Raw genomic sequence first — 21,546 nt, 5'->3', positions numbered from 1 at the left:
CCTAATGCTTGTAAGTGATTAAAAAATAAACTCGGGTTTCTTGTCAATATCTTTGCGTTGATTATGTTTGTGATGTTCACTAATAATCTCAACAACTTTGTCAATCGAGTCCGTCATAATCAAAAGCTTGGTGTCTTCCTCACCAATAACACCCTCGGCGACAAGCTTTGTTTTTATCCATTCGACTAACCCGCCCCAAAAACTAGTATTAAACAGAATGATCGGCATATGACGTTTTTTCTTGGTTTGTACTAAAGTGGCAATATCAAATAGCTCATCTAATGTGCCAAAGCCACCGGGCATGCCGATATATGCCATTGAGTGTTTGACAAACATCGCTTTACGTGTGAAAAAATAACGATAGTGTAACGAAATATCTTGATGCTGGTTTGGCACTTGCTCAAAAGGTAAATGAATATTTAAACCAATGCTTAAGCCTTCACCTTTTGATGCGCCGATATTACCTGCAGCCATAATGCCATGACCGCCACCTGTAATAATACTGAAGCCCTCATTAGATAATCTGTGCGCAATTTCCTCGGCATCCTTAAAGTGAGGTGATGTGCTTGGAAGGCGTGCAGAACCAAAGATGCTTACAGCCGGTTGGATGTCATCAAGACACTCATAACCCTCGACAAGCTCTGACATGACTTTGAAAATATTCCAAGTAGCACGTGATTGATCAAAATGGACATTGCCATACGTTGTTGCCTCAGTATGTGAGCGTGGGTGAACGGTTTTTCTTGTTTTATTCATTTTTTAGTGTTGTATTCGATAATGATAGCAAGATATGGTAACACAAACTCAATTAGATACCCACCACAAACCATTTTGCAGAATTGCTTGCTTTGCACTTTCCGTGCTTTTACCAAGTTGAATTTTGGCAATAGTCCTAGCTATTACCTGCAATCCAACTTGTCAAAATCATCACAAATTGCTTTGCAAATAAACACCGCAAAATGATTTACGGTGGGTATATGCTATGTTAGGTGCTGCGTAATTTAAGAAATTATTGCATAATAAGTACCAATTGCGCATATCATTAAAAATAAAAGGAAACATGATGGGTTTTTTAACGGGTAAAAAAGTTTTAATCGTCGGTCTATTAAGTAATAAGTCAATTGCCTATGGCGTTGCCGAAGCCATGCATCGCGAGGGTGCTGAGCTTGCATTTACTTATCAAAATGAGCGTTTTAAAGAGCGTATTGAAAAGCTTACCTCACATTATAATCCTGCAGCGCTTATCGAATGTGATGTTACCAATGATGAACAGATCGATAATGTATTTGTTGAGCTTGGCAAAAAATGGGATGGTTTAGATAGTATTATCCATTCAGTAGCTTATGCGCCAGCTGATCAGCTTGAGGGTGATTTTATTTCAGCCGTTAATCGTGAAGGATTCAAAGTTGCACATGATATTAGCGCTTATAGCTTTGCGGCATTAGCAAAAGCGGGACGCAGTATGATGCAAAATCGTAATGGCTCTTTAGTGACGTTAACTTACTTAGGTGCTGAGCGTGCGATGCCAAGCTATAACACAATGGGTATTGCCAAAGCCTCTCTTGAGGCAACTGTGCGCTATACTGCATTATCTTTGGGTGGCGAGGGCATTCGCGCCAATGCTGTTTCAGCAGGACCAATTCGCACATTGGCAGCATCGGGTATTAAGAGCTTTAGAAAAATGCTCGATTATAATGCGCAAGTAGCACCGCTTAAGCGTAATGTTGATATTATTGAAGTCGGTAATACGGTCGCATTTTTAGCATCTGACCTTGCTAGTGGAATTACGGGTGAAGTGGTATACGTTGATGCTGGATATCATTGTGTAAGCATGGGTGCAATGGAGTAATTTACTTATCTAACAATTTTAGATATTTCAAAAACTTATGCGCCAGTAATTGGCGCTTACTCTGTTTGATGATCGGTTGATCATTACTATCTGTAATATAAAAACTATCTTCAATTGAGAACCCTGATGTGTGAATCCGTGCACGAATAATATGGAGATTGTGTGTTTCAAAGAAATAACAAAGGGCAGCTAACAGTCCTGGTCGATCAGGGTGTTTAACGATTACTTTGCTATAGTTTTTATGTCGATGACTAAGCCATTGAATATTTTTCTTAAGGCGCCTTGTGGCTGATTTGTCGACTAATGCATTTAATTTAGCCGGTGTATAATCGACTGCTTTATATGTCAGCAGTGTTTTTAAATGCTGCTCTAGCCATAGAAGCTCTTGCTCATCTTGCAATGGATGGTAATTTAAATTAGTGACGCTAAATTGATAAATCATTTTATTATCGGGGCGTTTGAAAAAGCTTGCCTCCGTGATGTTAATGCTTGCCTTATATAACAAATAACAGAGTGCGGATAGTTTGATTGCTTTATCTGTACTTAAAATGAGCAATAACGTTTGGTTTAAACTATGCTCAAAGTGCGTATGGATTGATAGGTTATGACTATTGCTTACTATATTTTGACAGAGTATATTATTTTGCCATATCAAGGTTGCTAATGCTTGCTCTGTAAAGTAACGAGCGGGTAGGCATTCCCATAACGCTTTAACTGCGTTGTGATCAGCGCACTCTAGCTGTGCCAGAATCTTCTTCTGCGTTTCGCCAACTTGCTCTTTAAGTGAGAGATTGACGGACTTGCTCAATAACTCGCTAGTACGCGTATACAGATGCTCAAACATTGTTTGTTGCCAACGTGTCCACAGTGTGGGGTTAGTGCCTTTAATATCAGCAATAGTCAAAAGAAACAAACTATCGAGATAGTACTGGTTTTGGCAGAATTCAGCAAATTGCGTGATAATCGTCCCGTCATAGATATCTTCTTTTTTGATCATACGAGAAAATGCCAAGTGATGTTTGACTAACCATGATAACAAATGGATTTCATCTTGTTTTAAACGCCAAATTTCAGCATATTTTTGCACAAGGCGTGCGCCGAATTTGCTATGATCCACACCGGATCCTTTGCCAATATCATGAAAGAATGCTGCAATATACAATAGTCGTTGCGTAGGATGTTTGAGCATCACCCGATAGGCTAGTGGAAAAGCTTGCGCAAAGTTTGTCGTTCGCATGCTGCGTAGGTTGCTAATCACCTCAATCGTGTGGCGATCCACCGTGTATTGATGATATAGGTCAAACTGCATCTGACCTTTGCTAATGGCAAACTCAGGAATGATTTTTTCAACAATCCCTAAATCCATCATAATGCTTAGCGCACCTTTAATATTATATGGATAGGTGAAAATCGCTAAAAATTGTTGCTGTAATGTTTGGTTAGAAAGTAAGTTTTTCTTAGCTAATTGTGAAAGGAGTTGCAGTGTATTACGCACGATATGAGCATCAAGTGTTTTAATCTCTTTATGTTGGCAAAAATATTTAAAAGGCGTCAAAATATGGTTTATGTGGTTGGGGTAGTCGTTTTGTACATGCTTTAAAATACCACCATAAATACTAAAACCTTCATTAAGCGCGATGTTGTTGCTTATCACTTGTGATGCCATTAGCTCATGGAAAATAATGCGGTTAATAAGTTTAACGTGACGAATACTGTTGTAATAATGCTGCATAAATAGCTCAATGCTTTTATGTGGCTTTTTATGCTTAAAACCAAAAAACTCAGCAATCATAAGTTGTTTATCAATCAGTAGTGAGTTTTGCTCGCGTTGATACAAAATATGTAAATAAAAGCGAATAGCAGAAAGCAAACGGTGCGCTTTACTCAAGCTTGCTAATTCATCGGCAGTAATATAATGATGCTCAACAAGATAATGTAGATTCACGTTGGGATGAAGGTAAATCAACAGCCAATGAATACTTTGTAAATAGCGTAAATTACCAACAGTGTTTTTAAGATCTGGTTGTTGATTAATTGGGAAGTTACTGTCACGATCAATTTGCTCAGCATATTTGCTATAAATAAAATCGCGATGAACAGGGAGGTTTTGTTTGTTCTCAACCAATGATTTAAATTGGTCAAAAAGGGTGTTATTACCACAGATAAAACGTGCATCCAAAATAGCAGTGAGTAAATTAATGTCATCATTGGCACACTGTATGATGCTGCTAATATTATGCGTTGAATAGCCAACTTTAATTGGCAAGCTTTGTAATTCTTGAATAAATGCCAAAAGTTTGGGACTTGCTAGTGCCTGATCATTTTCTGCCAAAAACAATAAATCAAGATCTGAATATAATGCGCGATCTTGACGACCATATCCACCAATGGCAATCAGAGAAATATGTGCTATTTGCTGCGGGAAATATTCTATCAATAACTTATCGATGCGCTTGCTATAAATGAGCAATATCTTATAGATAGAATGCTTTTTCTTAAGAAAAATCTCCGTGACATCGTGCATAATGCTTTGGCAGTGTTGTTTCATCATGGGGCAGATAAAAAGCTAATATAAGAATAACTCTAGATTTTATACTCATTACAAACTGCTAGGCAACGAAACATCGCAAATGATTTACGGGCAGTATAGGTTAGTATTATTTGCTTCTAAGGAACCTGCGAATGCGTAGGATCAGGTAAGAGATAACAATAAGTGCCGCAATAAGCGCAATAATTGGGTGATCTTGCACAATTTGTGGAATAAATGATAGCGTTGTTGGAATATTCATCTCTGTGATCATTCGTTCTGCTGCATAGCTGCTGCTATAGAGCATTACCACGAATGTTGCAAAACATAGTAAAAATCGCATCGCACACCTTTATCGCCATGAAGATGCAGAGATTGTAGCATATATGTGTGAGATATTAACCATCGACAAGTAGATTTTTTCTTAAATCTTGTGAAAAATACGCTATTTTAGTGATAAATAAATTCAGTAAGTGTTTAAAATAGATACTTTTCTTTGATGGCTTTGATTTGATCGCGCATTTTTCCCGCTTGTTCAAACTCAAGATTGCGCGCATGCTCTTTCATTGTTTTTTCAAGTTTTTTAACTAGTGTAACGGCTTCTTTAACACCGATAATCTCATCAATGGCAATATCTTTAACTTTCTTACGAGCATTGTTTTTTGCAGTCTTTTTACTAAATTCAGGTGATAACTCCAATAAGTCACCAACCTTCTTTTTAATCGATGTTGGTGTGATATTGTGATCAATATTAAATTGCTGTTGTTTGTTGCGCCGCCGCAATGTTTCATCCATCGCGCGTTGCATGGAGCCGGTAACCACCTCAGCGTATAAAATGGCTTTACCATTAACGTGCCTAGCAGCGCGACCAATAGTCTGGATCAATGAGCGCTCAGATCTTAAGAACCCTTCTTTATCTGCATCAAAGATTAAAACCGTACTGACTTCAGGCATATCCAAGCCTTCACGTAATAGATTGATACCAACCAATACATCAAAGATGCCCATGCGTAGATCGCGAATAATCTCAACACGTTCAACGGTGTCAACATCAGCATGAAGATAACGGACATTGACACCGTGTTCAGATAAATAATCCGTTAGATCTTCAGCCATACGCTTAGTAAGGGTTGTGATAAGAATGCGTTCATCTTTTTGTACCGCTTTGTTGATTTCAGATAATGCATCCTCAACTTGAATGCTGACAGGTCTTACTTCAACCAAGGGGTCAAGTAATCCTGTTGGGCGTACAACTTGTTCCGCTATGTTTTGTTGATGCTCTTTCTCATAATCAGCAGGTGTGGCTGACACATAGATAGCTTGCGTAACTAATGCCTCGAATTCATGGAATTTAAGTGGGCGATTATCTAGTGCCGAAGGCAGACGAAAACCATAATTAACAAGGTTTTCTTTGCGTGATCTATCTCCTTTATACATGCCACCAAATTGTGGAATAGTAACATGTGATTCATCAATTACAATAAATGCATTTTGTGGCAAATAATCCAATAATGTTGGTGGTGGTTCGCCAGATGCGCGAGCCGATAAAAGGCGTGAATAATTTTCAATACCTGTGCAGTAACCTAATTCATTAATCATTTCAATATCATATAGTGTGCGCTGTTCAATACGCTGAGCTTCAATTAGGCGGTTTTCCTTTTGAAAATACGCAACACGCTCACGTAATTCATCTTTGATTTCTTCAACCATGCTTTTTTGGCGCTCTTTTGAGCTGACATAATGTGTGCTTGGAAATATCGTTGCGCGATACGTATTGGCAGTGATTTTACCAGTAAGTGGATCGATGAGTTTAATGCTTTCAATCTCATCATCAAATAGCTCAACTCTAACCGCATCTTTATCGGAATCTGCAGGGAAAATGTCAATAACTTCGCCACGTACGCGATAAGTGCCGCGTGAAAAATCCATGTCATTGCGATGATACTGCATGTCACTTAGGCGTCTTAAAATACTGCGCTGATCGATTTGTTCACCTACCTTAAGGTGTAGTAGCATTTGCATATACTGCTCAGGATCGCCCAGACCATAGATCGCTGATACGGTGGCAACAATAATCACATCTTGGCGCTCTAATATTGCTTTGGTGGCGGATAAACGCATTTGCTCAACATGTTCATTAATTGATGAATCTTTTTCAATATATGTGTCGGACGCAGCAACATAGGCTTCTGGTTGATAATAATCATAATACGATACAAAGTATTCCACGGCGTTTTTCGGGAAGAATTGTTTCATCTCGGCGTATAATTGCGCGGCAAGTGTTTTGTTGTGCGCAAGAATCAAAGTAGGCCGCTGAACATTCTGAATGACATTAGCGACTGTATAGGTTTTTCCCGAGCCGGTGACACCAAGTAATGTTTGATGCTTTAAGCCTTCTTTTAAACCTTGCGTTAAGGATGCAATTGCTGTTGGCTGATCTCCGGCAGGGGTGTAGTTTGTATGGAGTTCAAAGGCATTTTGTTTTCTTTCTAAGTGCATCGTAAGGTCGCTAATTTCAATTCAAACACAAGCTATAATAGCAAAGCTGTGCGTTTATGCGACATTAAAACATAGCAATTTGATTACATCGATTTCAGCAAAAACTCAAGCATCAAAGTGTTGATCTCTTTATGCAAGCTTTAAATTTACTTCTATCTTTAAATTACAAGAGACGTAACAAACTTAAATAAGGATATTCATCATGAGTAGCAATATAGAAAGATTCATTTATGCCATTGCTGAGATGCGTTATGAAGAAGCAAGACGTAATCCGCAAGACGAGCCACGCTTTATGTTAAGTCTAGTCACTGAGGAAATTGAGCGTGGTTTAATTGAAGCAACTTTAGCGTATACAGGATTTCATTTAAGTAATACCGCTGAGGTATTAGGTATAAGCCCAGCGACTTTGAAATCTAAAATCAAAAAGTATGATATTTTTGTATTGGATTTTTCAAGTTAGTCATAATGAAAAAAGTTGCAGCAACGGTTACCTCGCCCCATGCGGGAGAGGTCGTGCAGCGCAGGCTGCTCGGGTGAGGAGTAATTAAAATTGAACTTATTTTTCGTTATCTGATTAAGCGATACCTTCACGTACCAAGTCATGCATATGGATAATACCAGCAATTTCATTTTGATGATTTAAAACCGCTAATGTGGTAATTTTCAATTGATTCATAATAGTCAATGCTTCAATTGCCATTGCATCTTCGATAATCGTTTTGGGTCTTTTGCCCATAACTTCTGCAATGTTAAGCCCTTTTTGATAAAGCGACTGCTGGAAAATTCGACGCAAATCGCCATCGGTGAAAATACCATTGAGTGTTTTGTTATCATCAGATATAAGCGTCATTCCTAAGCCTTTAGAGCTAATTTCTAAAATCGCATCTTCTAGTGTGCTTTGAGATGTAACAACGGGTAAAGATGCACCGCTTTTCATAAGATCTGATACTTTTAACAGCAAGCGTTTGCCCAAAGCACCACCAGGGTGCGAGTTTGCAAAGTCTTCAGCACTAAAATTCTTGGCATTTAATAATGCAATTGCTAAAGCATCACCTAATACTAAGGTTGCGGTCGTGCTTGATGTCGGAGCTAAGTTATGCGGACAAGCCTCTTTTTCAACACCAAGGTTCAGCGAAATATCCGCAGCTTGTGCTAATGCTGATTGCGGTTTGCTAGAGATAGCAATCAGCGGAATATCAAGGCGCTTGATCATTGGAATGAGTGAAGTCAACTCAGGTGTTGAACCAGAATTTGAAATAGCAATGACAATATCTTGACGTGTAATCATACCAAAATCACCGTGTCCAGCCTCAGCTGGATGGACGAAAAAGGAAGGGGTTCCAGTGCTAGCAAGGGTGGCTGCGATCTTTGAGGCAATATGTCCTGATTTACCCATGCCGATGATAATCACACGCCCCTGACATTTGAGAATCAACTCACAAGCGGCGATGAAATTGTCACCAATATGTTGTTTAAGCTGTTCAAGTGTTTCAATTTCTAGATTAATTGTTTTTAGTGCGTCTTGAGCAAAAGGATGGTTGTTTGACATAACAAAATCAAATAGTAATGCATTTTTAATGCGTGTTATTGTAAGTGAGTATAAGGCAAAGTCAAAATGGTTTGTGATGGGTATGGTTATACCCTGAATAAACTACATTAGATTAGTGACATGGACTTAGTTTGGCGTTGCTAGTTTGCTTGGAACAAACCTTTTGCAAAACAGCGTCAATGGTATAAGAGATTTCAGCTTTTTGCTGTGTTTTGCGGCATTTGTATTCGATGATGTCATTTTCCAGTCCACGTTCACCAATAATAAGCTGATGTGGTGCGCCAATTAAATCAGCATCGGCAAACATAATACCAGGTCGCTCTTTGCGATCATCAAACAAGACATCAAAGCCGGCAGCTCTAAGATCATTATAAAGTTTATTGGCAACCTCAAAGACTTTGCTTGATTTGTGCATATTCATTGGAATGATAGAAATATCATACGGTGCGATTTCACTTGGCCAAATAATGCCATTATTATCATGAGATTGCTCAATTGCAGCGGCAACAATCCGCGTGACACCAAAACCATAGCAACCCATAATAAGATCTTGCTTCTTGCCATTTTCATCTAGAATATTAGCATTCATCGCTTTGGAGTAGTTGTCACCCAGTTGGAAAATATGCCCAACTTCAATGCCGCTTGTAAGCTCAAGTGTACCTTTGCCATCAGGGGAAATGTCCCCAGCAACCACATTGCGCAGATCAGCAACATCATAGTCTTTAACGTCGCGATCCCAATTTGCACCAAAAAAATGGAAATCATCTTCATTGGCGCCACATACAAAGTCATGTAACATCGCAGCGCTATGATCAACAATCACTTTAATCGGTGAGTTAGCAGGACCTAAAGAGCCGATATTGGCATTAAATGCTTGCTGGATTTCTGCTTCCGTGGCAAAAGTAAAAGGCGCGTTAATTTGAGGCAACTTTTCAACTTTGATTTCATTTAACTCATGATCCCCGCGCAGCACTAATGCAAAGAGTGTATTATCACTATCCTTGATAATAATCGTTTTAACCGTTTTTCCAGGTAACAAGTCAAACTGCTGACAAATATCGCTAATAGTCTTCAAATCAGGCGTTGCTATCTTTTCAAGTGATTGAGAAGGAGGCTTACGTGTTGTGAGATCTGGTTTTAAGGATTCTGCCATTTCAATATTGGCAGCATAATCACTTTGGTTGCTGTAACAAACAATATCTTCGCCAGCTGCGGCAAGCACTTGAAATTCATGCGTTTTGCTGCCACCGATGGCGCCTGCATCGGCATTGACAACACGAAACTTAAGTCCCATGCGTGTTAAGATATTGCAATATGCTTGGTGCATTTTCTGATAAGTATCTTCTAAGCAATCATAATTGCTGTGAAATGAATAAGCATCCTTCATAATAAACTCACGTGAGCGCATTACCCCAAAGCGTGGACGTATCTCATCGCGGAATTTTGTTTGGATTTGATATAGGTTTAGTGGTAGCTGCTTGTAGCTTTTAATTTCTTTGCGTGCGATGTCAACAATCGGTTCTTCATGTGTTGGTCCATAGCAAAAATCACGCTGATGGCGATCTTGCATTTTTAGAAGTTCTGGACCAAATTTTTGCCAGCGATGGGTTTCTTGTAATAGCTCAGCAGGTAATATGCTAGGCATTAAAATCTCACATGCTCCTACATTCTCCATCTCCTCACGGACGATTGTTTGGACTTTTTGTAGCACCTTCATACCCGTAGGTAGCCATTGATAAATACCTGAGGCAAGTTTGCGAATTAAGCCAGCACGCAACATATACTGATGACTAATTAATTCAGCGTCTTTTGGGGTCTCTTTTTCAGTGGCAAGTAAAGTTTGTGATACTCTCATATTAGGATCTTGTGAAAAGCAATGTGTGGGGTTACGTTAGCTCGTTTTTTGAGTCGGTTCAAGCGGATTTTCGGAATTTGTGTCATTTGGTTTATCCGTTAAGAACTGGTTACGCAAAAAAGCGTAGAAGAATAGCATCAAGGGTGCTGCATAAACCCAGTAAACAACGTGTCCTTTAACGATAATGCTAAAGTTATTGAAGTAGAAAATAGAGGTTAGCGTGGCAATAAAAGTGATGCAAGCAAGAAAGAAGATAGCATCAGCGATATAACGGAGTTTTTGTTTCATGGAGGGTCTCCAATTAGGTAAACTGTGTCAATTATATAATGCAAGCATGCAGTTGGGTAGTCGTGTTTAATTAAATACTAACACTCCCAAGGATTAATATAAGGTACTTCAAGTGCCTGAAATGGATTTGTATCGCGTGTTGCAATGGTCATTGAGTTTGCTTTTGCAATAGCTGCAATATAGCCGTCCGCTGTACCGACGGTGATACCGTTTTTTCGCGCTTTTGCCATTGATAACGCATAGATTTTTGCAGCATTCTGATCAAAGCTTAAAATTCTATTGGCAAACAGCGGCAGTATGGTTGATTCTAGGCTTTCTTCTAGTATCGTCTTTTTCTTGCCTGAAGGTAATGCTGCAATACCAAATCGAATTTCTGCAATGCTGATGGTTGATAGATATAGTGCATCGATGAGTTGATGATCAAGCCATTTGATAACGCTTACATTCGGTCGAGGCTTTAATGGCTCTGAAATAACGTTAGTATCGACAAGTATCATGTGAAATCCAGTGGTGAAGGTGGTGTTTTGTCACGGTGTGTATCAAGTCTGATAACTCCAACCTCTTTGCGAATGGTGGATAATAAGCTGCCTAGTTTCACTTGATTTTGGTGCTCAACAGCATTTTTTAGTATTTCTCTAATTTCAGCCTCAGTGCTCCTTCCGTGCTTTAATGCTTTTGCCTTGAGTGCGCGATGCACATCATCTGGTACGTTACGGATAGTTAGTACAGCCATATCATTCTCCTAGAGTTTATATACCCATCACAAACTACTTTACAAGCAAACATCGTAAAATAATCCACGAGCGATATAATGGAATTTGTGCTGTCAGTATATGAAAGTGCTTTCATTTCTGCAAGTTTACGTTTAAATTTCTATTTTAACTATGGAGCCAAGATGAATCTGTTCAATAAGCCTATAATGATGATTGATATATATGTTCTTAATCTAAATAAATTTGATGCGCTGGAAGCACTTAATCTATTACCGCTTGAAATTAGAGATTATGCTAGAGACTTGAAGTTGGAGCGTAAACGCATTGAGTATATTGCATCGCAATGGTTACGATATAAGTTATTAAGTGAATGCTTAGGCGTTGCTACTACTGAGTTGCGATTTTCAAAGACCAGTAATGGTCGACCATTTCTTGTTGGTAGTATGCTTGATTTTAATATTAGTCATACGCGTGATTATGTTGTTATAGCAATTGCCCAAGGACAGCGTATTGGTATCGATGTACAGACCAAAAAAGAAAAAGTCGATGTGCTAGCGATAGCAAAGCAGTATTTTGCGAAGAGCGAGTATGACTTGATTGCTGCTAAGAAAGGTGAAAGCGCACAACGAGATTTGTTTTATTGGCTATGGGCATATAAAGAAGCAAGCCTTAAACTGACGGGGCAAGGGATTGCCAATGGGTTAAATCGTTATATTTTTGAAGTAACTGAAAGCGGCGAATGTAAAAAGAAAAACGTCCAAGATAAATATTATTTCCATCAACAATTAGATGAAAATACACCACTGTGCTTAAGTTTTGAGAGAAGCAATAGCAAAGTTAGATTGAATTTTTTGTAGAATTTAAGGCTATGACCATATTCCTTCCCGCTTGGATTGTGTAAGCGTTGGCTGAGCGTAAGTCGAAGCCTCTATGAAGTGTGATTACCCTAAGCTTATCCACTTTGACTTCGCTCAGGGAGTGATTAGTTGTTAATTGCTAGGAAAGTTACTGCTAAGGCGCTGCTGCGCTCTATTGAGAAACGTTAAGCTCAGCTTGACCAACAACTACTTTAGTTGGCGTGTAAAGCACCTCAGCTTTCCATACGCCTGGGCATGCGATTGTGCCATTAGCGCTTTGGTGAGAAAGCGTTCTATAAGCCCAAGAGTAGTCACTTGCTTCTTTGTATTTCATGATTGGGAAGGTCGTACTCACGCAGTGTGATCCACTCGGTGCAACCCAGTGAAGTTTTAGAGATCCTTGTTTTGCACCATTCCAGTCAGTGTATATTTTTGCAATCAAACGCCCATCTTTAGCACTTAGCTTAACCGTCGAGCTTGGTAGTGAACTGTTATTTGCTGTTTGTGTTGAGTTGACTGATGCAGGTGCTGACATTGCCGTAACAGACGTATCTGTAATTTGTGGCGCAGGTGCTTTAGGTGATGTGGCACAAGCGGATAATAATGCGGCACTAGAAACAATGCCAAGTAGTGTAATTTTTCTCATCGTTGTCTTCCTTCTGTTGTATGAACCTATAAGAATCACTGATTACTATAGACCTAATCCTAGCGTATAGCAAAAAGATATCAAGGAGGTTAGAGAAAATTTAAGAAAAAGTGGCGAAAAATTGATTTATGCCGAGTATTTTGATGTTAGACAATGATAGCAGCGGCAACACGGCGCCCTTCATTTGCTAGAATATTAAAAGTGCGACATGCGGCAGCTGAATCCATAAAATCAATGGATTTCCCCAAGCGAGCGAAAGCGGCAATAATCTCTTGCGGTGGAATCAGTGACGTTGCCCCGGTGCCAAGAAGATAAACATGGGCATCAAGCTCAATCAGGGCTTCAATAGCGTCAAGATTAAGCTCATCAATAGATTTGACATCCCAGTTATCATTAATGATTTTATCGGGTGTAATGATCACACTGTGAGAAAATCTCTGCTGTGATAGTGTCAGTTCGCCAGATTTATAGTGTTTAACAAAAATCGGTGTATCCGGTTTTTCATGTTCTAATTGCATTATTTGCGCCTTGAGAAATTAAAAGATAAATTGAATCAGTAAAGCGAGCTTATTAATCAATGGTAATAGTATGCTTGCGAGTAAATTTGATTGCCCAAAGGGAATAAATAGTAGCAAAAGTACGATCAAAAAACCCCAGCGCTCTAAGCGGTTGTATTGTAGTGCCGCTTTATAAGGCAGTAATGCGCTAATAACGCGACTACCATCAAGCGGTGGAATGGGTAGCAAATTAAACACCATTAACATCAAGTTAAGCACGACACCAAATTGCGCCATCTGGTGAAAGCCAAAATTGGGTACAAATTTCCACAATAAAAACCAGATAATTGCCATAATAAAGTTGGCTAAAGGTCCGGCAATTGCTACAAGAATCATATCTTGGCGTGGTTTCTTCAGGTTGTTGAAATTAACCGGTACAGGTTTTGCCCAACCAAATAAAAAGCCAGTACCCAATAGAAACATCGCAGTTGGTAGAATGATTGTGCCAAGAATATCGATGTGTTTAATCGGATTTAAAGTAACTCGCCCCATAAGATAGGCGGTTTTATCACCTCTCAATTTGGCGATGTAAGCGTGTGCTGCTTCATGTAGTGTGATAGCAAAGAGCATTGGGATGATAAACATCGCAAAACGCATTAAATAAGTGTTAAGATCAGCAGGCATTATCTATTAGTGCTTTTTTCATATTTTTTCGCAGTGAAATAAGTGTATTATAAAGCCTTAGCAGAATGAAGAATTTATGCCAAGGAACATATAGATGAGTGATGTAATTACATTAGATTTACCCAAATTTTCACAAATAGATATTAATAACGCTAAAACTGAAGTGGAAAAGTGCATTGCGCATTGTCGTGATTTAAAAGAGCAATTACTTAAAGCGAATGATTATACGTGGGATAATTTCATTTATCCTTTGGAAGAAGCGGAAGACGAGCTTAGCAAAACGTTTGGTCCTTTGGGGCATTTAAATGCCGTTAAAAATACACCGCAGTTGCGTGAAGTCTATCAGTATTGTGTTGAGAAAATATCAGAGTATTCAACACAAACGGCACAGGATGAGCGCATGTTAAAGGCGTATCAAACTATTTTGCAGCATGATAAAACTTTGGATCAGGCACAGATTAAGGCGATTAATGATGCTATTCGCAGCTTTAAATTATCGGGTGTGGATCTGGAAGGTGATAAGCGTCAGGAGTTTGAGCAAATTGTTACCAAGCTTGCCAAGTTACAAAATGATTTTGAGAATAATGTGCTTGATGCGACAATGGCATGGCATTATCACACATTAAATGAAGATGAACTAAAAGGTTTGTCAGACAGCGCTAAAGAGCAGGCGCGTTTAAAGGCGCAAACACAAGAAAAGGATGGGTTTATTTTGGGACTTGACGCACCAACCTATATTTCTGTGATGCAGCAAGCGGATAATCGCAAGCTGCGTGAGACTTTTTATAAGGCGTATGTCACGCGCGCCTCGAGTGAGGCGGACAATAAAAGCTTCGATAATGCCGAAATTATGCAAGAAATTATGCGCTTAAGGGCACAAGAAGCTGAGCTTTTAGGATTCAAAAACTATGCTGAAGTTTCACTTGCGACTAAGATGGCAACATCCGTTGATGATGTTATGAAGTTTATGCATGATTTGCTACAAAAGGCAAAGCCGCACGCGCAAAAGGAGTTTGGGGAGCTTAAAGCATTTGCTAAAGAGTATGGATTGAATGATGAGTTTAAGCCTTGGGATAGTGTGTATTATTCAGATAAAATGAAAAAAGCGCGCTATGATTTTACCTCTGAAGAGCTGCGCCCTTATTTTCCTTTGAATAACGTGATGAAAGGTTTGTTTAGTGTATTATCATCCCTTTATGGCATCACAGTGAAGAAGAATGATGACTGGGATCGCTATCACTCACAAACAGATTTATATGAGTTTTATGATGAGAGTAAGCAACTTCGTGGGGCGATTTTAGTAGATCTCTTTGCAAGAGAACACAAGCGCGATGGCGCTTGGATGGATGAGTGTCGTACGCGCTATAAACGTCTGGATCATTCAGTGCAAACGCCTGTGGCTTATGTGACGTGCAATTTTATGCCTGCTAATGAAGGGGCTGATGCATTATTGACACACAGTGATGTCTTGACCTTATTTCATGAGTTTGGGCATGCATTGCAGCACATCTTAACGCAGGTGGAACATTTGCCTGTTTCGGGTATTAATGGTGTTGAGTGGGATGCCGTTGAACTACCTAGTCAGTTTATGGAGAATTTCTGCTGGTGTGAAGAAGGGTTACAATTACTGTCACAGCATGTTGAGACCAAAGAAAGCCTACCAAAAGCGCTATTTCAAAAGTTAGTTGCCTCACGCCAGTATCAATCAGGCTTGGCAATGTTGCGTCAGCTTGAGTTTGCATTATTTGATATGCAATTACATCAAAGTGATACGCAAAATTTAGACATTCATCAGGTAATAGAGGATGTGCGTCAATCAACAGCATTGTTAGAAGTACCGAAGTTTAATCGCTTTGAAAATAGCTTCTCTCATATTTTTGCAGGTGGTTATGCCGCAGGTTACTACAGTTATAAATGGGCGGAAGTTTTATCAAGTGACGCTTTTGCTGAATTGGAGCAGGGGCAGTCAGTATTAAACAAAGCCATTGGTCAGAAGTTTATGCAAATTATTTTGGAGACGGGCGGCTCAGCACCAGCTGCCGAGCTCTTTGAAAAATTTAAAGGTCACAAACCATCAGTTGACGCGTTACTGCGCCATAATGGTATTGTTTAGATGAGTCGAGCCATTGGTGGTGAGGCGGAAAACAAAGCCTTAGTGTTTTTAGAGACCAAAGGCTTTAACCTAATTGCTAAGAACTTTCTGACACCATTAGGTGAGATCGACCTAATTGGTCAAATTGCGGATGTATTGATATTTGTTGAGGTTAAGGCGCGAAGGTCAGCGCAATTTGGCTCGGCATTAGAAATGGTGACAAAAGCCAAGCAGATCAAAGTGCGTAAAACAGCACAAGTTTTTCTGCAACAACATCCACATTATCAATATGCCGAGTGCCGTTTTGATGTCATTGGTATTACAGCCGATGATATTCAATGGGTGCAGGCAGCTTTTTAAGCAGAAAGTTGTAGAAAATTCTATTTGAATAATGAAAAAATTGTCTACAGCGCGTACAATGTGCGCAAATTTTAAAGTAGACATAAAATAATAAATGACATCATTACATAATTCTCATTCAGAAAAACCTAAACAATATAAGGCGGTTTCGCTTATTTCCGGTGGTTTAGATTCTATGTTGGCAACCAAGGTAATTGCAGATCAAGGCATTCATGTTGAAGGAATTAATTTCTTCACCGGATTTTGTGTTGAAGGGCATACACATGCCATTCGTAAGAAAGATCAAAGTAAAGAAAAACGCAACAATGCCTTGTGGGTTGCTGAACAGCTTGGGATTAAACTACATATTATCGATGTGATTGAAGAGTACAAAGATGTGCTATTAAATCCCAAATATGGCTATGGTGCCAATATGAATCCGTGTTTGGATTGTAAGATTTTTATGGTTAAAAAAGCCAAGGAATGGGCGCTTGCAAATGGTTTTGATTTTATTATTACCGGTGAAGTAATTGGTCAGCGCCCGATGTCACAACGTAAAGACACCATGCCAGTTATTCAAAAACAATCAGGTGTTGATGATTTATTATTGCGCCCATTATGCGCTAAAAATCTACCTGAAACTAAGCCTGAGCGTGAAGGCTGGGTTGATCGTGAAAAACTATTTGGTTTTCATGGACGTAATCGCACACCACAATTTGAACTAGCAAGTTCATATGGCTTTACTGATTATGCGACACCTGCTGGTGGTTGCTGCTTTTTAACCGATAAGCAATATTCAGATAAACTCGTTGATTTATGGAAAGGTCGCAATGACAAGCGTGATTATGATTTTGATGATATTATGCTGTTAAAAGTAGGTCGACACTTGCGCCCCAAACCTGAGTTTAAGTTAATTATTGCGCGCGAAGAAGGCGAGAATAATTTCCTAAATGGTTACAAGCGTCAGTTTCCACACATCACCGTTGAAAGTCATGGCGGACCACTTACTTTGATTGATGGCAATTTTGACATCCAAGATGAAGCGTTTGTCGCCAGAATCATTGCGCGCTTTTCACAAGGCAGAGAGGCTGACGAAGTGACTGTGCGCTTTGTTTATCCTGATGGAGTCGCGCGTGAACATGCTGTGAAACCTTTTGCAGTTGATGAAGTGCAACAAGCGTGGTATGTCTGATGGAAGTTAATCTTGAGCTAGATTTGCGTCGTTTATTATGTCCGATGCCTGTGATTAAAACGCAAAATGCGTTAAAAAAGATGACCGCGGGTGAGCAGTTAAAGGTGATATGCACCGATCCGGGTGTCAAGCATGATATTCCTGCTTGGTGTAAGATCAATGGCTATGCTATCTTAGAGCAACTTGAAATAGATAATGAATTTATTTTTGTGATTAAGGCGTAACAGATGGATCAAGGTTTATTAAGTATTTTAGTGTGTCCTGAGTGTCAATCATCATTGATATATGATAAACAAAACAAGATGCTTGTGTGTAAAGCGGATAAATTGGCATACCCTATTATCGATGGTGTGCCACGCATGTTATTAGAAGAAGCTAAGAAGCTAACGCTTGAAGAAGTCAAACACTATGAGTAAGCGTCATATTATTATCCCAGCGCGTTTGCAATCCAGTCGCCTTGCCAATAAATTACTCCTTGATTTAGCAGGTAAACCCATTATTGAGCATGTTTATGAGCGCGCATTGCAATGTGGCTTTGAGCAAGTGGTGATTGCGACGGACAGTCAAGAGATTCAACAAATAGCGCACAACTTTGGTGCGACAGTATGTATGACCGCAATAGATCATCAATCAGGCACTGATCGTTTAGCTGAAGCCGTGCAAAAATTAGCAATTGCTGATGAAGATATTATTGTGAATATCCAAGGGGATGAACCATTAATTCCTATGGAAAATGTGATTCAAGCAGCAGATTTGTTGGTTGATAGATCGCAAGCGGTAATGGCAACCTTGTGTGAGCGAATAACTGACGAAGTTGACATTCATGATCCAAATTGCGTAAAAGTTGTCTTTAATCGTGAACAATATGCATTGTATTTCTCAAGAGCGCCGATTCCATGGCAACGTGGTGTATTTGATCAAGGTGAGATTAAAATGGGAGATCATTATCGTCATATTGGTTTATATGCCTATCGCGCGGGATTTCTAAAGGTATATGCACAGATGGAAAAAAGCCCATTAGAACAAATCGAGTCTTTAGAGCAATTACGTGTACTATGGCATAATCAAAAAATTGCAATTGCTGAAGCTAAGGCGTCAACGCCACCTGGGATTGATACACAAGCTGATTTAGATAAAGTAAGGAAGATATATGACAGCTTTTGTGCTCGATAAACGTTTAGCTGATACCAGTAGCCTCATCAAAGATCTTGGTGATGTACAATTACGATTATCAAACAACGCATTGGTGACGTGGTTTCTCATCGTACCTAAAGTGACTGTCACTGATTGGTTTGAGCTTGATATCGAAATGCAGCTAAGACTCAATGCCTTGATTAATACATTATCTCGCTTTTTAAAAGAGGATTTGCGTGTTGACAAAGTCAATGTTGCGACAATTGGCAATGTCGTATCCCAAATGCATATTCATGTAATCGGACGCAAAAAAGATGACTTTTGCTGGCCAGATGTAGTGTGGGGGAAAAGCGAAAGCCAAGCTTATTTGGCGCATGAAAAAGAGAGTTTATGCACCAGAGTGCTTAAGCTTATCTAGTCTGTTACTTCCCGCAACTTGCCATGAAAGGGCATATTTAACTGCGCTTGGAATGCGTGGTTGGTAATGATTTTTTAAGCGTCCGACATTACAGTGGCTTATTGTTTTTATTAACGCTGCGCATTAAGAGATTAATTGCTTGGTATATCAGAAAATTTTGGCGGTTGGGATTTTATATTTTATTGATGGCAAGTTTTGTTACAATGGCAGAAATATTTTAAAATGGATAATCACTATGCTCAGTCTTATTTCACCAGCAAAAAGTCAAGACTTCAGCCATAACGCACCAACAGATCTTACAAGTAAAGTATTGTTTCCTGAACAAATCAGTCAGCTTGTAAGTAAGCTTAAACACTATACACCAGATGAGTTTGAGCGCTTAATGAAGATATCACCTAAGCTTGCCGAAGGTGTTTTTGATATGTATATCAACTTTGATAGTAAAAACTACGGCAAAGACAATGCCAAGCAAGCACTCTTTGCTTTTACAGGTGATGTTTATCGAGGTTTGGATGCGCTTACTTTATCGCCAGCGCAAATCGATTATGCGCAAGAGCATTTACTAATGATCTCAGGCCTATATGGACTGATTCGACCATTGGATTTAATTCAAGCCTACCGTTTGGAAATGGGTACTAAGTTTTATATTGATAATGTGCTGCTATATGATTTTTGGCGAGAAACCTTAACGCAGAAGCTAAATGATATTATTAAAGAGAATGATCATCAAGCAATCGTTAATTTAGCATCGAATGAATACAGTAAAGCGATTGATAAGAAAATGATTAAAGCAACATGGCTTGAAGTTGATTTTAAGGAATTCCATAAAGATAAATATCAAACCATTGCGCTTTTTGCCAAGCGTGCACGCGGTAGAATGGTGCGCTATATCATCGATCATAACATTGATAATATAGAGGCACTTAAGGACTTTGATTATGATGGTTATATCTTTAATCCAGAGCTGTCGCGTGATAAATCATTTTGCTTTACTCGAGTCAAACCATGAAAATTAAATTACTTTCCTTGGGTGAGAAAATGCCAGCATGGGTGCAAGAAGGCGTTAATGAATATCAAAAACGATTAACAGGTTCCTCAATTCAGTTGCAGGTGATTGAGTTACCTATTGCCAAGCGTACAAAGACAGGAACCGTTGATGGTTGGTTGGCGCAAGAAGCAAAAACAGTATTATCTAAGCTCAATGAGCAAGATCATTTGGTTATCTTGGATGTGCAATCGAAGCTTATTAGCACTGAGGAGCTTGCGCAAAAAATGGAAAGTTGGCAGCAAAATACGCCAAATATTGCGATTTTGATCGGCGGACCAGATGGGATTGATAATTCGATCAAACGTTTGGCAAAGGAGAAAATATCTCTTTCAAAGATGACATTTCCACACCCGATTGTACGCATTATTTTTGCTGAGCAGATCTATCGTGCGTGGACGATTTTACAAGGTCATCCGTATCATAAATAGCGAATTGCTGAGAAATAATGATGGAATATGTTTAATACATTCTCTGGGTTTTGCTCACATTCCTCATAAATGAAATCAAGATTCTTGGGAAAATGCATAATCTTTTTTTTGGTCACTGATTCAAGCCAACCATGAATGTTTCGCTCTTCAGGGTAGGTTGCCTTCATTTCAAGATAGCTAAAAGTAATACCATCATCTGAATAAGAAATATAGATAATCGTCAGCTGTCCTTTGTGATCACGAATTTTGATCGGTAATTTGAGTGCATCATCTTCATTAGCTAACTTCATATATCTTGCAGTGGATTACTAATGAGTTTAAGTCTAACAGGTATTTTAATACATGCAAATCAGGTAATTATTTTGAATTTAATTTATGGGATTAAATCTGGGAAAATATTTAGATATCGTGGCGGAATGGACGGGACTCGAACCCGCGACCCCCTGCGTGACAGGCAGGTATTCTAACCAGCTGAACTACCACTCCGCTTTTGATGGTGCCGACACCAGGACTTGAACCCGGAACCTGCCGATTACAAGTCGGCTGCTCTACCAGTTGAGCCATGTCGGCAACAGAAAGGCATTCTATAGATTTCCGATTAGATGTCAACGCCTAATTTTTAAAAAAAATGAAATATTTGTCAAACTGATTAAGGATTGATAACAATTGATTGCGCAAAGCTTTTGCTGATTAACTAAGGGCGAGTAGTCGCTGAAATTTATACTTTTTTTATATTTTCAAACAAAACCCCTATCGAATTTTTATTCTTATCATCGGTACAATTTAGCCTGAGTGATTATTGTCAATATTAAGCGAGGTATTTCAATGACAATATTTTCAGGAATCATGATGATAGCATTCCTAATATAGTTTCTACGCTGCATTTTTATAAATATGCTGCTTCACTAATTTCCAGTCTTGAGCCCACTGG

The 21,546-nt window shown here is 39.1% G+C and carries 25 protein-coding genes and 2 tRNA genes; 12 read left to right on the top strand and 15 right to left on the bottom strand.

What is annotated here, in order from left to right; genetic code table 11:
• Positions 1–18 precede the first annotated feature (18 nt).
• Positions 19–648, bottom strand: a complete 630-nt coding sequence (locus tag ACTS4L_RS05130; RefSeq protein ID WP_440615958.1) for a TIGR00730 family Rossman fold protein — start codon at positions 646–648, stop codon at positions 19–21.
• Between the two features lie 415 nt (positions 649–1,063).
• Between ACTS4L_RS05130 and ACTS4L_RS05125 the strand changes: the two genes are divergently transcribed.
• Complete coding sequence (locus ACTS4L_RS05125; RefSeq protein ID WP_440615888.1) at positions 1,064–1,849, top strand: enoyl-ACP reductase FabI; 786 nt, start codon at positions 1,064–1,066, stop codon at positions 1,847–1,849.
• A 1-nt stretch (position 1,850) separates the two neighbouring features.
• Here the strand turns inward: ACTS4L_RS05125 and glnD are convergent, their stop codons facing one another.
• From glnD to uvrB, 3 genes are all read right to left on the bottom strand, one after another.
• The gene (gene glnD, locus ACTS4L_RS05120; RefSeq protein WP_440615887.1) at positions 1,851–4,400 is read right to left on the bottom strand and encodes a [protein-PII] uridylyltransferase; all 2,550 of its coding nucleotides are present in this window, start codon (positions 4,398–4,400) and stop codon (positions 1,851–1,853) included.
• Between the two features lie 106 nt (positions 4,401–4,506).
• Complete coding sequence (locus ACTS4L_RS05115) at positions 4,507–4,719, bottom strand: hypothetical protein (protein ID WP_440615886.1); 213 nt, start codon at positions 4,717–4,719, stop codon at positions 4,507–4,509.
• A gap of 134 nt (positions 4,720–4,853) precedes the next feature.
• Positions 4,854–6,875 (bottom strand): excinuclease ABC subunit UvrB, encoded by a 2,022-nt coding sequence (gene uvrB, locus ACTS4L_RS05110; RefSeq protein WP_440615884.1) that lies wholly within the window; start codon positions 6,873–6,875, stop codon positions 4,854–4,856.
• Between the two features lie 202 nt (positions 6,876–7,077).
• Here uvrB and ACTS4L_RS05105 point away from each other — a divergent pair, with 202 nt between their 5' ends.
• Positions 7,078–7,335 carry a helix-turn-helix domain-containing protein gene (locus ACTS4L_RS05105; RefSeq protein ID WP_440615883.1) on the top strand — a complete coding sequence of 86 codons (258 nt, stop codon included), beginning with the start codon at positions 7,078–7,080 and terminating at the stop codon, positions 7,333–7,335.
• Positions 7,336–7,449: 114 nt separating this feature from the next.
• On the opposite strand, the gene ACTS4L_RS05100 is transcribed toward ACTS4L_RS05105, so the two are convergent.
• The 5 genes from ACTS4L_RS05100 to ACTS4L_RS05080 form a co-directional block, all read right to left on the bottom strand.
• Positions 7,450–8,424: a KpsF/GutQ family sugar-phosphate isomerase gene (locus tag ACTS4L_RS05100; protein WP_440615882.1), complete on the bottom strand. Its 975-nt coding sequence runs from the start codon at positions 8,422–8,424 to the stop codon at positions 7,450–7,452.
• Between the two features lie 112 nt (positions 8,425–8,536).
• On the bottom strand, positions 8,537–10,279 hold the full coding sequence (locus ACTS4L_RS05095) for a proline--tRNA ligase (protein WP_440615881.1): 1,743 nt from the start codon (positions 10,277–10,279) through the stop codon (positions 8,537–8,539).
• 36 nt (positions 10,280–10,315) lie between these two features.
• Positions 10,316–10,567, bottom strand: a complete 252-nt coding sequence (locus ACTS4L_RS05090; RefSeq protein WP_440615879.1) for a hypothetical protein — start codon at positions 10,565–10,567, stop codon at positions 10,316–10,318.
• A 77-nt stretch (positions 10,568–10,644) separates the two neighbouring features.
• Positions 10,645–11,064 (bottom strand): type II toxin-antitoxin system VapC family toxin, encoded by a 420-nt coding sequence (locus ACTS4L_RS05085; protein WP_440615878.1) that lies wholly within the window; start codon positions 11,062–11,064, stop codon positions 10,645–10,647.
• Positions 11,061–11,300, bottom strand: coding sequence for a FitA-like ribbon-helix-helix domain-containing protein (locus tag ACTS4L_RS05080; RefSeq protein WP_440615877.1), 240 nt, complete (start codon positions 11,298–11,300; stop codon positions 11,061–11,063). Before ACTS4L_RS05080 ends, ACTS4L_RS05085 begins: the two co-directional genes overlap by 4 nt.
• 189 nt (positions 11,301–11,489) lie before the next feature.
• Between ACTS4L_RS05080 and ACTS4L_RS05075 the strand changes: the two genes are divergently transcribed.
• A complete protein-coding gene (locus ACTS4L_RS05075; protein WP_440651765.1) occupies positions 11,490–12,137 on the top strand; it encodes a 4'-phosphopantetheinyl transferase family protein in 648 nt (215 codons plus the stop codon).
• 172 nt (positions 12,138–12,309) lie between these two features.
• On the opposite strand, the gene ACTS4L_RS05070 is transcribed toward ACTS4L_RS05075, so the two are convergent.
• The 3 genes from ACTS4L_RS05070 to ACTS4L_RS05060 all read right to left on the bottom strand — a co-directional run bounded on the left by ACTS4L_RS05070 (position 12,310) and on the right by ACTS4L_RS05060 (position 13,964).
• The gene (locus ACTS4L_RS05070; RefSeq protein ID WP_440615874.1) at positions 12,310–12,783 is read right to left on the bottom strand and encodes a TUL4 family lipoprotein; all 474 of its coding nucleotides are present in this window, start codon (positions 12,781–12,783) and stop codon (positions 12,310–12,312) included.
• A 146-nt stretch (positions 12,784–12,929) separates the two neighbouring features.
• Positions 12,930–13,301, bottom strand: coding sequence for an Mth938-like domain-containing protein (locus tag ACTS4L_RS05065; protein WP_440615872.1), 372 nt, complete (start codon positions 13,299–13,301; stop codon positions 12,930–12,932).
• A gap of 18 nt (positions 13,302–13,319) precedes the next feature.
• The gene (locus ACTS4L_RS05060; protein WP_440615871.1) at positions 13,320–13,964 is read right to left on the bottom strand and encodes a site-2 protease family protein; all 645 of its coding nucleotides are present in this window, start codon (positions 13,962–13,964) and stop codon (positions 13,320–13,322) included.
• 94 nt (positions 13,965–14,058) lie between these two features.
• Between ACTS4L_RS05060 and ACTS4L_RS05055 the strand changes: the two genes are divergently transcribed.
• The 9 genes from ACTS4L_RS05055 to rlmH all read left to right on the top strand — a co-directional run bounded on the left by ACTS4L_RS05055 (position 14,059) and on the right by rlmH (position 20,615).
• Positions 14,059–16,077: a M3 family metallopeptidase gene (locus tag ACTS4L_RS05055; protein ID WP_440615870.1), complete on the top strand. Its 2,019-nt coding sequence runs from the start codon at positions 14,059–14,061 to the stop codon at positions 16,075–16,077.
• On the top strand, positions 16,078–16,416 hold the full coding sequence (locus ACTS4L_RS05050) for a YraN family protein (RefSeq protein ID WP_440615868.1): 339 nt from the start codon (positions 16,078–16,080) through the stop codon (positions 16,414–16,416).
• Between the two features lie 94 nt (positions 16,417–16,510).
• Positions 16,511–17,587 (top strand): tRNA (5-methylaminomethyl-2-thiouridylate)-methyltransferase, encoded by a 1,077-nt coding sequence (locus tag ACTS4L_RS05045; protein WP_440651763.1) that lies wholly within the window; start codon positions 16,511–16,513, stop codon positions 17,585–17,587.
• Positions 17,587–17,811, top strand: a complete 225-nt coding sequence (locus tag ACTS4L_RS05040) for a sulfurtransferase TusA family protein (RefSeq protein WP_440617922.1) — start codon at positions 17,587–17,589, stop codon at positions 17,809–17,811. The genes ACTS4L_RS05045 and ACTS4L_RS05040 overlap by 1 nt, the downstream gene beginning before the upstream one ends.
• Before the next feature lie 3 nt (positions 17,812–17,814).
• Positions 17,815–18,003 (top strand): Trm112 family protein, encoded by a 189-nt coding sequence (locus ACTS4L_RS05035; RefSeq protein ID WP_117001503.1) that lies wholly within the window; start codon positions 17,815–17,817, stop codon positions 18,001–18,003.
• Positions 17,996–18,760 (top strand): 3-deoxy-manno-octulosonate cytidylyltransferase, encoded by a 765-nt coding sequence (kdsB, locus tag ACTS4L_RS05030; RefSeq protein WP_440617923.1) that lies wholly within the window; start codon positions 17,996–17,998, stop codon positions 18,758–18,760. Before ACTS4L_RS05035 ends, kdsB begins: the two co-directional genes overlap by 8 nt.
• Positions 18,738–19,139 (top strand): HIT family protein, encoded by a 402-nt coding sequence (locus ACTS4L_RS05025; RefSeq protein WP_440617924.1) that lies wholly within the window; start codon positions 18,738–18,740, stop codon positions 19,137–19,139. The genes kdsB and ACTS4L_RS05025 overlap by 23 nt, the downstream gene beginning before the upstream one ends.
• Before the next feature lie 139 nt (positions 19,140–19,278).
• Positions 19,279–20,148: a peroxide stress protein YaaA gene (gene yaaA, locus ACTS4L_RS05020; protein ID WP_440651761.1), complete on the top strand. Its 870-nt coding sequence runs from the start codon at positions 19,279–19,281 to the stop codon at positions 20,146–20,148.
• A complete protein-coding gene (gene rlmH / locus ACTS4L_RS05015) occupies positions 20,145–20,615 on the top strand; it encodes a 23S rRNA (pseudouridine(1915)-N(3))-methyltransferase RlmH (protein ID WP_440617926.1) in 471 nt (156 codons plus the stop codon). The genes yaaA and rlmH overlap by 4 nt, the downstream gene beginning before the upstream one ends.
• Here rlmH and ACTS4L_RS05010 read toward each other — a convergent pair.
• The 3 genes from ACTS4L_RS05010 to ACTS4L_RS05000 all read right to left on the bottom strand — a co-directional run bounded on the left by ACTS4L_RS05010 (position 20,606) and on the right by ACTS4L_RS05000 (position 21,185).
• Positions 20,606–20,905 (bottom strand): hypothetical protein, encoded by a 300-nt coding sequence (locus ACTS4L_RS05010; RefSeq protein ID WP_440617927.1) that lies wholly within the window; start codon positions 20,903–20,905, stop codon positions 20,606–20,608. The two genes, rlmH and ACTS4L_RS05010, sit on opposite strands and share 10 nt — an antisense overlap.
• Positions 20,906–21,024: 119 nt before the next feature.
• A tRNA-Asp gene (locus ACTS4L_RS05005) sits at positions 21,025–21,101 on the bottom strand.
• Positions 21,102–21,109: 8 nt separating this feature from the next.
• Positions 21,110–21,185: transfer RNA gene (locus tag ACTS4L_RS05000), tRNA-Thr, on the bottom strand.
• Between the last annotated feature and the right edge of the window lie 361 nt (positions 21,186–21,546).

Origin of the sequence: Cysteiniphilum sp. 19S12-1 (assembly GCF_052030685.1) — a bacterium.
Classification (GTDB): domain Bacteria; phylum Pseudomonadota; class Gammaproteobacteria; order Francisellales; family Francisellaceae; genus Caedibacter.
The sequence above is the reverse complement of the archived record's forward strand: the minus strand, read 5'-3'. Positions and strand labels throughout refer to the sequence as shown.